We start from the raw sequence: 13,438 nt of genomic DNA on the forward strand, positions 1-13,438 counted from the left end.
AACTGCGACGAACGGGCCTATCTCTTAATATTTTGCTTACTTAACCATCTGATGTACTGCGCTTTATTTCGGTTGTGCTGCGCCAAGGTCCTTGCGAACATATGGTACCCAAAGTTCTGAACGTCCGCCACGAAATACAAAAAATCGTGCTTTTCGGGATTTAATACGGCATCTACCGCCGAGATGTCGGGCATGGTAATCGGGCCTGGGGGAACACCCGAGTATTTATAGGTGTTGTAAGGGGAATCCAGTTCCAAATCCTTGTAAAGTACCCTTTTGATGATGGTATCGAAATTCCCGGTATGTTTTTTAATTGCATAGATTACGGTCGGGTCGGCCTGGAGCAACATCCCGTTTCGGATACGGTTCAAGTAGACTCCCGCGACCCTAGGGCGTTCGTCGACCTTAGCGGTCTCTTTGTGAACGACGGCGGCCAGCGACACCACCTCCGATGGGGTCAGGTTGAGCGCTTTGGCTTTTTCCAATCGTTTATCGGTCCAAAAACGCTTGTATTCCTTGAGCATACGGTCCCTGAAGCCCTCGGCCGAGGTGTTCCAGAAGAATTCGTAGCTGTTGGGCACGTACATCTCCAGTTTGGTATCATCGGTAAAGCCATTGGCCTTTAAAAAGTCCGGATCGTTCAGTTTGTTCATCAGCATAATACTATCCGGTTCCAGTTGATGGGCAATTCGCCCGGCCAGATCGGCCAAGGTTTCCTGATTATTGAAGGCCACTTGAACGGGAATGTTTTTGCTGCGCAGGGAGTTGATGATCTCATTGTTGTTCATTCCCTTCCTAATTTCGTACTTCCCGGCTCTTACATTCGAAATATATCCCTTTCTATCGGCGACCTCCTTAAAAGAATCCATATCCTCGAGCAGTGGGTCCAATAGTTCTTTTACATCTTCAAAACCGGCATCGGAAGGAATATAGACGTAGGCCTGTTCATTATTGAAGTTGGTGTTGGGCGCAAAGATGGCATCATAGACCATGTAGGCGAATAGACCGCCCGCAATGAGGCCGCCAATCAGGATGAAAAATAAGATTTTTCTGATATACATGCAGATTTTTTTTTGATACTCGTTACTCCGTACTTACTTCTCAATACTCGTTACCGACCTCAGCTTCTCAACTTCTGAAAAAGGATTTCATCCTTATAACTACCGTTGGAAAAAATCCAGTCCCTTTTCACCCCTACCTCCTTAAAGCCCAATTTTTTGAAAAGATGGATGCTACCGGCGTTATCCTCGACGACGTTGGCATACAATTGATGTAGATCCAGAACGGAAAAAGCGTATTCCGTCAACAGGCGAATGGACTCCGAACCTACTCCCCTATTCCTGTTCCCAGCCTCCAGCACCACGATGCCGATGCCCGCCCTGCGGTTTTTGGGATCAAAATCGAACATATCTATAAGTCCGACAGCCGTTCCCCCTTCGTCACAGATGCATAGTCGCAGCTGCTTCACATCGTAAATATCGAGATGGGCATGATCAAGGTATTTCTTCAATACGTACCGCGAATAGGGAGTGGTCGTACCGCTTATTTCCCAGATATCGATAGAATTTTCCAGATGGTACAAAAAATCGAGATCCTCCGGTTCCAGCGCTCTTAAACTGATATGTTCTCCTTGCAACGCTAACATGAGATCTCCCCTTTGAAGACCTGTTTGGCGGGACCGATAAGATGAATGTTGATATAGCCGTCGCCATCCTGTTCAAATTCTACCTGAAGGGTTCCACCCTGTGTGTGCACAGTCACTGTGTTGGCTTTCGTTTTTCCTATTTTGTGCATGGCCAAGGCCACGGCCGTGACCCCCGTGCCACAGGAAAGGGTTTCGTTCTCCACCCCGCGCTCGTAGGTCCTGACCGAAAAGATAGCTTCTTCGACCTGCTCGACAAAGTTGATGTTGCTACCGGCTTTTCCGTACAATCCGTATCGCAATTTTTCCCCTTCCCCGAACACGTCAAGATCTGCAAGATTATTCACCAGTTGCACGTGATGCGGCGATCCGGTATCCATAAAGACCACATTGGGCTTTATTCGTATTTCAGAGACCGCCTGCATCTGAAGGCGTATCCCCTTCTTACCGATCAGGGCTGCGTGCAGGCCATCGACTGCAGTGAAGCTTGCCTTATCCCGAACGATACCCAGGTATTTTGCAAAAGCCACGGTACATCGCCCCCCGTTACCGCACATACTGCCTTCGTTCCCATCCGCATTAAAATACACCATCTTGAAAGATGACAAATCGTCATTTTCCAATAAGATGAGTCCGTCCGCCCCGATGCCGAACTTGCGGTCACACAGCGACGCCACCAGTTTGGCATTGTTTTTGGGAAATAGGGATTGCCGGTTGTCGATCATGATGAAATCGTTCCCGGTACCTTGATATTTATAAAAGAGGATGGCCATAGCTCGGAAAAAGGACAAATATAAGCTTTAATCGTTTTTTTTATCTATGATGAAGCGTTCAAATTGAGAAAACGTTGCGGGTCGTAGACTTTTGAACCCACTTTTTTCTTCGCCCTGTCTCAAGTTTGGAAATGTTTCGAAATGGTTGAGCCCATCCTACTAAGAAGAAAAGTGCAAAGTGCCAAAGGCAAAAGGCTAAGCGATTGTTTGCGGGAGTTTGATTTAAGAGTTTATTAGCAGTTAAAAAGCCGTTAAAGCAATAAGATGGACAAAAGGTGTCTATCGAAAAGCATTAATTTTAACATTCAAATACCATTATAGCATGAAAAGGATTGCAAGTACATTATTGGTCGCCGTTTTTGCGGGAGCGATTACCTTGGGGGCCTACAAATTATTCTTCGAAAACACCAACTACGCGGTAGTTACGGAAGCGAACGATGCATCAGTGTTCGACACGAGCTTCATCCCTACCTCGCCGAAAGGGGCGGGCATTAACGATGTCGATTTTACCAGGGCGGCCGAAAGCACGGTCAATGCCGTAGTACACGTTAAAAACGTAACGATTACCCGAGCTCAGCCTTCGAGTCTGATGGAATTTTTCTACGGACATGGAGGCGGACAGGAACGGGCCCAGGTCGGGACCGGTTCGGGCGTGATTATTTCGCAAGACGGATATATCGTGACCAACAATCATGTTATTGCCAATGCCAATAAGTTACAGGTTACGTTAAATAATAACAAGACCTATGAGGCGGAACTGATCGGCACAGATCCGAATTCCGATATTGCCCTGATCAAGGTCGACGCGGACCGTAAACTGCCCTATCTTGCCTTCGGAGACTCCGACAATGTCAAAATTGGCGAGTGGGTCTTAGCCGTTGGCAACCCCTTTAACCTTACTTCTACGGTGACCGCGGGAATCGTGAGCGCAAAGGCGAGGGACTTGCATATGGGCCGCAACCAATCGTTCATCCAGACCGACGCGGCCGTCAACCCAGGTAACAGTGGTGGCGCCCTGGTGAACACCAATGGCGATTTAGTGGGCATCAATACGGCTATCACTTCACAGACGGGTTCCTACGTGGGCTATTCGTTTGCGGTACCTAGCAATATTGCCAAGAAAGTGGTCGATGATATTTTGGAATACGGCAATGTACAAAAGGGTATATTGGGCGTCAGTACCATCCCGGCACATACTCCCTACGCCGTTAAAAAAGGAATCAGCGATATCGACGGAGTATACGTCGAAAGTGTCGAAGATAACACAGGGGCGGCTGAAGCCGATATCCGTAGCGGCGACATCATAAAACAGGTGGACGATATCAAAGTAAGTAAGTTTCCTGATCTTACCGGATATCTTTCCACGAAAAAACCAGGGGACGAGGTGCAGGTAACCATCGATAGGGACGGGGAAAGTTTGATTCTTCCCGTTATGTTGACCGAAATACAGACCCTGGTCGTTCCTGAAATGGGACTCGAAGTAAAAAACCTGACCGATAAGGAACGAAAGAAGTATAGGTTGAAATCAGGAGTGCGTATTGTCGGTGTTCCGGAAAGGTATCGCGGATATGATTTGGAAGGTAAGATCTTGCTGGCGCTGGGCGATGAGGAGATTGACGATATTCAAGAGGCCCGGGCTTTGTTCGGACGCATTTCAAAATATGGAAAGACCGTAATTACTATGTTGAACGAAAAAGGGGAACGCGAAAGATTGATTTTTCAGTAGTTCGGTTTTACAGCCAAGGTCAGAGATTTTTCTAAAAAGCGCCCACATTCGGGCGTTTTTTTATGAGTTCCATATATCAATTGCCCAACCTTTTGTAAGCATTTTTTTTCTAAATTGATAATATTGAATTACTTTCGCAGCCTTAATCACTAACGCAAAGACCCTACGTTACATGAAAGGTTTTAGAATACTGTTGATGGCAGCGGCCTTGTTGACCTTAGGCCTCCAAGATTCACATGCCCAAAACGATCAAGAAGAGGAGCTTTCCCTAGACAAGGGAAATGTTGATAGCCAGTTCGAATACGTTTACCAAAAGTCGGGCAACTACAGGTCCGATGGCAAGCTGTACGAGGTCGTACGCAAGATTTCCTTGGACAAGCTTCGCCAAAACGTGATGGACACCCTGAACGGATTCAACACCCGTGCCGCCGAGCTAAAAGCCACGATCGCAGGCCATGAGTCGACCATCATGTCCCTAGAAAAAAAGCTGGAAGATACCACCAATAGCCTTGCTCAAGTTACCGAAGAAAAAGACAACATGTCGTTTTTGGGCATTGCTGTTTCAAAAGGCACTTATAACGCCATTTTATGGACAGTGATTGCAGGTCTGCTGATTTTATTGCTCTTTTTCATCTATAGATTCCGAAACAGCAATATTCTCACCCAAGAGGCAAAGACCAATCTATCGGAACTGGAAACGGAGTATGAGGACCATCGAAGGAGGGCCTTGGAACGCGAACAAAAAATAAGCCGGCAGCTGCAAGACGAAATCAACAAATACAAAAAACAGAAATAAAACCCAAAAAAGCTCCGAGAGGAGCTTTTTTAACTTGCGAACCTACCTTCTTAATCCGGCCGACTGTCCTAAATTACGGTTGTGGCAGTCCAGCCTAATTGGAACAATATGCGCATCGATATCATCACTGTACTTCCCGAACTTTTGGAAAGTCCCTTTAATGCCTCTATTCTTAAAAGGGCCATCAAAAAAGGAATGGTAGAAGTCCATCTTCACAATCTAAGGGACTATACCGACAAGAGCTATAATCAAGTGGACGATTACCAGTATGGCGGTGGGGCCGGAATGGTACTGATGATCGAGCCTATCGACAAATGCATTTCTGCACTTACAGCGGAGCGGGATTACGATGAAGTCATCTATATGACCCCCGATGGCGAAACCTTGGACCAAAAAATGGCAAATGGGCTTTCGTTGTTGAACAACGTTATTATTCTTTGTGGACATTACAAGGGAGTTGACCATCGGGTGAGGGAGGCTTATATCACTAAGGAAATTTCCGTGGGCGATTACGTACTCTCTGGCGGTGAACTTGGCGCGGCAATCGTCTGTGATGCGGTAATACGACTGATTCCCGGGGTACTGAACAATGAAACTTCGGCCCTGACCGACACTTTTCAAGACAATTTATTGGCTCCACCGGTCTACACCAGGCCATCGGAATACAAGGGAATGAAAGTGCCCGAAATTCTTTTGAGCGGCAATTTTCCCAAAATTTGCGAATGGCGGGAAGAGAAGGCGCAAAAACGTACGGAAGACCTCCGACCCGATTTATTGGAATGAGCGGAAAAAGAATAGAAGACATTGCCAGTTCCTGGAAAACCTTTATTTTTGCATCCTGTTAAATCAACCTCTGACGAAAATCGTGAATGTTGGTCCGAACACAACATTAAACCAAGATCATGGATTCATTGATTAAATTCGTAGAAGACGAATTAGTTCCCAAAAAGGAATTTCCCAAATTTTCAGCAGGTGACACCATCACCGTGTACTACGAGATTAGGGAAGGAGATAAAACGCGTACCCAGTTTTTTAAGGGCGTAGTTATCCAAAGAAGAGGCAGTGGGGCTACCGAGACTTTTACCATCCGTAAAATGTCCGGTATTGTCGGGGTAGAAAGAATTTTCCCTGTGAACATGCCTGCATTGCAAAAAATTGAAATTAATAAGAGAGGAAAAGTAAGAAGAGCCCGTATTTTCTATTTCCGAAACCTTACCGGTAAGAAAGCGCGTATCAAAGAAATCCGCTCTTAGACTCTTTTCCCAGCGTAAATTCACGACCCGTCACGATAAATTCATGACGGGTTTTCTAGTTATTAACAATTGTTCATAACCTCTGTTCATAAACTGTTGACTTAAAGTTGGTTAATTTGTTTGGTGTTGAGATTATTTTGTTCTATTTTTAAGGTGTGATTTTGTAAGGATTTGTCCAAAGTTCTTACATCAAATCATTATAGAGTTCACGTTCTTTATATTATTGCTTAGTCCTTTTAGGTCCTGAGGTAATTCTGTTACCACATCGACCAACATATAGGATGAGCTTGATACTGGGAGGCTGTCGCTTTCCGTAATAGTCAAGTGGATGTAAAACTGGCAGTTATTCGTAAAATTTCGTTTCTATGAATAGTAACAGAATCATTAAGGCAATAAAGAAGAAGTATATAGAAGTGTGTAGTTTTATAACTCCGTACGGAAAATGCTTCAAACGTCAGGATTAGTGATGCGAATGCAATCAAGGATTGCCAAACTGTAGTTTATACAGAGAAGAAAGTTCGCTATCTACTTCTAAAAAGCCATATCAATGTATTTATACAATGATATGGCTTTTGTAGTTTAAGACCGCACCTATCTTCTGGTCTATGGACGGTTTTTATTCTGACCTAAACCGGCGGGAGTGCCTCAACAGATACTTCGATGTCGCTTCCTGTTGCAGAAGAAATTGGTTCGTAATCGCTCATAAGGGTGAGACGTGGCATGTTTCATCTTTACCTCCCGAACGTCACATAAAATTGTATATTTGCTCCTCTTGAAACAAAGCGACGGGTTATCTTTATCCTTCCTCGGTTTTCGAAGTATAGTACAAGTCAAATTCCAAAATTAAAACCTTCATGTCCAAAATTTTCTACACCAAAACAGACGAGGCTCCGGCTTTGGCGACCCGATCCTTTCTACCCATTGTAAAAGCATTTGCACAAACGGCCGATGTTGACCTTGAAACCAAGGATATATCCCTGGCAGCACGGATTATAGCTTCTTTCCCCGACTTTTTGAATTCCGACCAAAAAATGTCTGACGACTTGGCCGAATTGGGACAACTGGCCAAAAAGCCCGAAGCCAATATAATCAAACTGCCCAATATCAGCGCTTCCATTCCCCAATTGAAAGGTGCGATCAAGGAACTACAGGACAAAGGCTATGACCTGCCGGACTATACCGACGAGCCATCCAACAAGGAAGAAAAGGATATAAAGTCAAGGTACGACAAGATTAAGGGTAGTGCAGTGAACCCGGTACTTCGCGAAGGCAACTCTGATCGAAGGGCTCCCCGTGCCGTGAAGAATTACGCCAAGAAAAATCCGCATTCCATGGGGACATGGAATTCCGATTCAAAGACCCATGTCGCGACCATGAATCACGGGGATTTTAAAACCAATGAAAAATCCCGCACGATGGACAAAGCGACCGAAATCAAGATCGAGCTGGTCCAGAATGACGGAAAAACCGTACTCTTAAAGGATAAATTGGCCCTACTGGCCGGGGAGGTCGTCGATGCGACGGTAATGGAAAAACAGGCATTAATGCAGTTTTTACAAGAACAAGTAAAAGATGCCAACGACAAAGGCGTCCTCTTTTCGCTGCATTTGAAGGCCACCATGATGAAGGTTTCCGATCCTATTATTTTTGGTCATGCCGTAGAAGTATTCTTCGCGGACGTCTTCGATAGCTACCGGTCCACTTTCGCCGAGTTGGGCATCAGCGCCAATGACGGACTTGAAAATCTCTTTAGAAAACTTGACGAACTACCTTCAGATAAGCGCGAAGAAATTGAAAACGCGATAAAAAAAGCCATTTCCGACGGTCCCGACCTGGCCATGGTCAATTCCGATAAGGGCATTACGAACCTGCACGTTCCCAGTGACGTAATTATCGACGCCTCGATGCCGGCCATGATTCGAAATTCGGGCAAGATGTGGAACGCGGAAGGGAACACCCAGGACACCAAGGCCGTGATACCGGACAGTAGCTACGCCGATGTCTACGCCGCGACCATCGCCTTTTGCCAAAAACACGGTGCTTTTGACCCGACCACTATGGGAACGGTGCCGAATGTCGGCTTAATGGCACAAAAGGCCGAGGAATACGGCTCGCACGACAAAACATTTGAAATTGGGGCCGCTGGTACGGTCATCGTAACAGATCTGAATACCGACGCCGTACTTTTCGAACATTCCGTAGCGGAAGGGGACATCTGGCGGATGTGCCAGGTGAAGGACGCGCCGATACAGGATTGGGTAAAACTGGCGGTATCCCGTGCCCGCGAAACTAAAGATCCGGCGATATTTTGGTTGGACAAGACCCGGGCCCACGACACCCAATTGATCGATAAAGTAAACACCTATTTGGGAGAGCACGACACCTCAAGTTTGGATATCCGGATTATGTCCCCCCTCGAAGCTACAAAATTCACCTTGCAGCGTATGAAGGACGGGAAAGATACCATTTCGGTGACCGGAAACGTACTGCGGGACTATCTGACCGACTTGTTTCCCATTTTGGAAGTAGGCACCAGCGCCAAGATGCTATCGATCGTTCCCCTGATGAACGGGGGCGGCCTTTTCGAAACGGGCGCCGGAGGTTCTGCCCCGAAACATGTGCAACAGTTCATGGAAGAAGGCCATCTGCGTTGGGATTCCTTGGGCGAATTCTTGGCCCTAGGCGTTTCGTTGGATTTCTACGGAGAAAAATACGACAATAAAAAGGCGAGGATCCTTGGCGATGCTTTGGACACTGCCACTGAAAAATTTTTGGTCAACGACCGATCACCCTCCCGCAAGGTCAACGAATTGGATACCCGCGGCAGCCACTTTTATCTAGCACTCTATTGGGCGGAAGCCTTGGCCAATCAGGACAAGGACAAAGAACTGAAAAAGCGGTTCGCGGAGGTGTTCAAGACCATGAGCAAGCACGAAGATAAGATTACCGGGGAACTGATCAACGCCCAAGGTCGTCCGCAAAACATCGGCGGGTACTATAAGCCGGATCGAAAATTGGTAGAACAGGCGATGCGCCCCAGTACGACCTTAAACGGTATCCTAGAAAACATTTAGAAGGATTAAAATCGTTCCTCGTCCTAACAATTTACTGCCACTGGGCAGTAATTTAGAATGCGGAAAAGGACCTCTGTCGAAGACGGCGGTCCTTTTTTTAATTAAGTCGTTGAAGAAGCGTGCAAAAATCGATTTCTCTTTATCTTTGCCGGGCGCTGCCCGATCTTAAAAAGCGTCTTTGATGGACAAAATTGCCCGAATCTTTCTTTTTGTTTTTCTGAACAGTTGCCTTCTAGCCTTTTCCCAACAGAAATACACCGTCAGCGGTAGCATTTCCGAAGCGGCAAGCAACGAAACCTTGATCGGCGTCACAGTTGCCGTACCCGAATTGGGCACCGGAGTAACCACCAATGAATATGGTTTTTATTCCATTACCCTTCCCGAAGGCACCTACCGACTGCAGATAAGTTATCTGGGGTTCGAGGAGGTCGTTCGGTCCATTGAGCTCTCCCAGAACCTGAGGCTCAACATCAAAATGGAAGAGGCGGCGGAAGAACTGGATGAAGTCGTTGTCACCGAGAATTCGGAAAAACTGGACATCCGAGAGCCTCAAATGAGCGTGAATACCCTTTCAGTGGGTACCATCAAAAAAGTGCCCGTGATTTTGGGCGAGGCCGACGTCATTAAATCCATCTTACTCCTGCCCGGTGTGACCAACGCCGGCGAAGGTGCTTCCGGGTTTAACGTACGCGGCGGGGCGGTAGACCAAAACCTGATTTTGCTGGATGAGGCCATCATCTTCAACTCCTCGCATCTATTCGGTTTTTTCTCCGTTTTCAATCCCGATGCGATCAAGGACATCAAGCTCTATAAGGGCGGAATCCCCGCACGTTACGGTGGGCGGGTATCCTCCGTACTCGATATTTTCCAAAAAGAGGGCAATAGCAGGGAGTTTAAGGTCAACGGGGGAATCGGACTAGTGGCGAGCCGGTTGCTGGCGGAAGGTCCCATTGCCAAGGATAAAGCCGCATTTCTAGTGGGGGGGCGATCCTCGTACGCCCATTTGTTCCTGCCCTTGTTCAATGTGGACAATAAGGCCTATTTCTATGACCTTAATACCAAGATCAACTACAACATCAACGACCGGAACAGTATTTTTCTATCGGGATATTTCGGAAGGGATGTCTTTAGTATCAGTGACAGCTTTGTCAATACCTATGGCAACGGCGTTGGCAACTTTCGCTGGAACCATCTCTTCTCCGATAAATTGTTCTCCAATCTTTCGCTGATTTATTCGGACTATTATTATGGCCTTAAGCTAGATTTTGTAGGCTTCGATTGGAACTCCGGAATCCAGAACTTCAATGTAAAATACGACCTGAAACACTATGTAAGCGATAAATTGCAGATCAACTACGGCATCAACGATATCTACTACCGGTTCAATCCCGGTAAAATACAGCCCAGCCGTCCGGATTCGGGAATCCTCGAAGAGCAGCTCATCCAAAAATATGCCAATGAGTTTGCTGCCTATATCGACGTTAAACACGATATTACCCCGAAATTAAGTCTGAACTACGGCCTGCGCTTCAGCAATTTTATCCGTTTGGGACAAGAGGAACTGAACGCGTACGAAAATGACAATCCGGTGGATTTCGACCCTTCCCTGTCCATTTATTCCGAGGCCGACCCCATTGCCACCCTTGAACCGGGTCGGGGCGGCAGCTTGGCCACCTTTAACAATTTTGAACCCAGAACGGCCCTGTCCTACACCTTTAACCCCGATAATTCCGTCAAGGCCAGCTACACCCGTTTGGCACAGTACCTGCACCTCTTATCGAATACCAGCTCCCCTACCCCATTGGATGTCTGGACCCCCAGCGGTCCGTTTATCGAGCCCCAACTGTTGGACCAATATGCCATAGGGTACTTTAAAGACATTAACGATGGCGATTATTCCGTTGAAACGGAGCTTTTTTATAAGGATGTCCAGAACCGTATCGATTACATTGATGGGGCCAATTTAATAGCCAATGACGCCATTGAGACCGTCATTTTGAAAGGAAAGGCGCGGGCCTACGGCCTAGAGCTATTGCTCAGAAAGAATGAAGGCCGGTTTCAGGGATGGTTATCCTACACCCTCTCCAAATCGGAACAACGTACCCCGGGCAGGATGGCTACGGCCGATAACGGGATTTCCGGAAGCGAGACCGGTATCAATTTCGGGGAGTGGTACAACACGCCCTACGATAAGACCCATGATTTTTCGCTGTACGGCAGTTATGATCTGAACGACAAGTGGAGCTTCAACTCCAATTTCGTCTATCAGACCGGCCAGCCTACGAACTATCCCATCGGACAGTTCGAGTTTCAGGGCCTTACGGTACCATATTATGGATTGCGTAACGAACAGCGATTACCCGATTATCACCGTATCGATGTTTCGGCGACCCTTATCCCAAAAAAGAACGCCGGCAGAAGATGGCAGGGCGAATGGGTCTTCAGCATTTACAACCTGTACAGTCGCAAAAATGCGGCCTCGATCAGCTTTAGCCGCAATGAGGATACGGGAGTGAACGAAGCAGTGCGTACTTCAATTTTCGGCATCGTACCCGCGGTTACCTACAATTTTAAATTCTAAGGCCATGAAGCGATATCTTTTGGTTGTAACGGGATTATTTTTGCTCTCCAGCTGTCAAGATGTGATAGAGGTCGATACCCCGACAGAAACGCCCAGACTTTCGGTAGACGCCCTCCTCCGAATCGATGAAAGCAAGCCTATGACCGATATTACCATCAGGGCAGGCCTTACCAGTTCTTTTTTTGGCGATATCGAATCGGCGGATTTGGATGACATCCGAATCGTAAATCCCGACTATAAACCTGTCGGTGCGAAAGATCAGAATTTTGTCGTACTAACCCAAAGCGAAAGTAGTCCCGGCAGATACGAAGCTTCTAAGAACACTTCGTTTTTTACCGATGGAAGGCTTGAACTATCCATTGTTTACGGTGATAAGCGCTATCGAGCATCGACCCGGTATGTGCCGACCGTACCGATCGATACCTTGATACAGGGGGAAGGCGGGCTTTTTACGGATGACGAAACCGAAGTCCTAGTATCGTTTACGGACGATCCGAATCGAAATGACTTTTATCTTTTCGATTTTGATTACAACGAATACCTCGTTACCGAGGATGAGTTTTACCAAGGCCAGACTTTCGAATTTTCATATTTCTACGATGAAGATGTTACTCCGGGGATGGAAATCAGCGTTGATTTATTAGGGGTCGACGAGGGGTTTTATAACTACATGAACCAGTTGACTGTACAGGCAGGCGGGAGTCAAGGTCCATTCCAAACTCCCGCTGCAACCGTTCGCGGGAACATTATTCGAGTATCTGACGGTTCTGTTGATGGGACCGGGACGACAAATGCTCCAAGCGATAAAGGCGATTTTGTCCTCGGTTATTTCGCGGTGTGCCAGACCTTCACCGAAACAATTGAAATAGAGTGATCAGAAATTAATAGCTCCCGAACGCTATGCCCTTCGAAGTAATTTTCAATTCCCCTTCTTGTAATCCGCTAAGAATTTTTCCAGACCGCTATCGGTCAACGGGTGCTTCAATAGACCTTTGATAGAAGATAAGCCTCCGGTCATCACGTCTGCCCCGATTTTGGCACAGTTGATCACGTGCATGGTATGACGTATCGAAGCGGCCAGGATTTGGGTTTGGTACCCATAATTATCATAAATATGACGGATTTCCGCAATCAGGTTAAGGCCATCCGTAGATACATCGTCCAACCTACCGATAAACGGGGAAACATAGGTCGCACCCGCTTTGGCGGCAAGTAAGGCTTGACCTGCGGAAAAAACAAGGGTGCAGTTGGTAGGTATCCCATTATCGGAAAAATACTTCAAGGCCTTTACCCCGTCCTCGATCATCGGTACCTTGACCACAATCTGCTCGTGAAGTTCGGCAAGTTGCTCCCCTTCCTTTACGATAGCATCGAAATCGGTGGCAATTACCTCGGCAGAGACGTCGCCATCGACAATTTCGCAGATATCAACGTAGTGCTTTAAAATATTGTCCCTTCCCGTAATACCCTCTTTGGCCATTAGGGAGGGGTTCGTAGTTACTCCGTCCAAAACTCCCAGCTCTTGGGCTTCATGGATTTCGTCTAAATTGGCAGTGTCTATAAAAAATTTCATGATGGATGGGTTTGATTGGA

At 46.7% G+C, this 13,438-nt stretch carries 11 protein-coding genes; 7 read left to right on the forward strand and 4 right to left on the reverse strand.

Going from position 1 to position 13,438, the window contains the following annotated elements; genetic code table 11:
* Positions 1-17 precede the first annotated feature (17 nt).
* Genes mltG through dapF form a run of 3 tightly spaced genes read right to left on the reverse strand, consistent with a single transcriptional unit; the run spans position 18 to position 2,415 of the window.
* The gene (gene mltG / locus RQM65_RS18440) at positions 18-1,061 is read right to left on the reverse strand and encodes an endolytic transglycosylase MltG (RefSeq protein WP_314017136.1); all 1,044 of its coding nucleotides are present in this window, start codon (positions 1,059-1,061) and stop codon (positions 18-20) included.
* 59 nt (positions 1,062-1,120) lie between these two features.
* On the reverse strand, positions 1,121-1,645 hold the full coding sequence (locus RQM65_RS18445; protein WP_314017137.1) for a GNAT family N-acetyltransferase: 525 nt from the start codon (positions 1,643-1,645) through the stop codon (positions 1,121-1,123).
* On the reverse strand, positions 1,639-2,415 hold the full coding sequence (gene dapF, locus RQM65_RS18450; protein ID WP_314017254.1) for a diaminopimelate epimerase: 777 nt from the start codon (positions 2,413-2,415) through the stop codon (positions 1,639-1,641). The genes RQM65_RS18445 and dapF overlap by 7 nt, the downstream gene beginning before the upstream one ends.
* A 322-nt stretch (positions 2,416-2,737) precedes the next feature.
* Between dapF and RQM65_RS18455 the strand changes: the two genes are divergently transcribed.
* The 7 genes from RQM65_RS18455 to RQM65_RS18485 all read left to right on the forward strand — a co-directional run bounded on the left by RQM65_RS18455 (position 2,738) and on the right by RQM65_RS18485 (position 12,719).
* The gene (locus RQM65_RS18455; RefSeq protein ID WP_314017139.1) at positions 2,738-4,141 is read left to right on the forward strand and encodes a trypsin-like peptidase domain-containing protein; all 1,404 of its coding nucleotides are present in this window, start codon (positions 2,738-2,740) and stop codon (positions 4,139-4,141) included.
* Between the two features lie 172 nt (positions 4,142-4,313).
* Positions 4,314-4,937 (forward strand): tRNA (guanine-N1)-methyltransferase, encoded by a 624-nt coding sequence (locus RQM65_RS18460; RefSeq protein ID WP_314017141.1) that lies wholly within the window; start codon positions 4,314-4,316, stop codon positions 4,935-4,937.
* A 108-nt stretch (positions 4,938-5,045) separates the two neighbouring features.
* Complete coding sequence (gene trmD, locus RQM65_RS18465) at positions 5,046-5,720, forward strand: tRNA (guanosine(37)-N1)-methyltransferase TrmD (RefSeq protein WP_314017255.1); 675 nt, start codon at positions 5,046-5,048, stop codon at positions 5,718-5,720.
* A 119-nt stretch (positions 5,721-5,839) separates the two neighbouring features.
* A complete protein-coding gene (gene rplS, locus RQM65_RS18470) occupies positions 5,840-6,190 on the forward strand; it encodes a 50S ribosomal protein L19 (protein WP_314017143.1) in 351 nt (116 codons plus the stop codon).
* An 854-nt stretch (positions 6,191-7,044) separates the two neighbouring features.
* Positions 7,045-9,264 carry an NADP-dependent isocitrate dehydrogenase gene (locus tag RQM65_RS18475; RefSeq protein ID WP_314017145.1) on the forward strand — a complete coding sequence of 740 codons (2,220 nt, stop codon included), beginning with the start codon at positions 7,045-7,047 and terminating at the stop codon, positions 9,262-9,264.
* A gap of 181 nt (positions 9,265-9,445) precedes the next feature.
* A complete protein-coding gene (locus tag RQM65_RS18480; protein ID WP_314017147.1) occupies positions 9,446-11,845 on the forward strand; it encodes a TonB-dependent receptor in 2,400 nt (799 codons plus the stop codon).
* A gap of 4 nt (positions 11,846-11,849) precedes the next feature.
* On the forward strand, positions 11,850-12,719 hold the full coding sequence (locus RQM65_RS18485) for a DUF4249 family protein (RefSeq protein WP_314017149.1): 870 nt from the start codon (positions 11,850-11,852) through the stop codon (positions 12,717-12,719).
* A 45-nt stretch (positions 12,720-12,764) separates the two neighbouring features.
* Here the strand turns inward: RQM65_RS18485 and fsa are convergent, their stop codons facing one another.
* Positions 12,765-13,418, reverse strand: a complete 654-nt coding sequence (gene fsa / locus RQM65_RS18490) for a fructose-6-phosphate aldolase (RefSeq protein ID WP_314017150.1) — start codon at positions 13,416-13,418, stop codon at positions 12,765-12,767.
* Between the last annotated feature and the right edge of the window lie 20 nt (positions 13,419-13,438).

Source organism: Pricia mediterranea, from assembly GCF_032248455.1.
Classification (GTDB): domain Bacteria; phylum Bacteroidota; class Bacteroidia; order Flavobacteriales; family Flavobacteriaceae; genus Pricia; species Pricia mediterranea.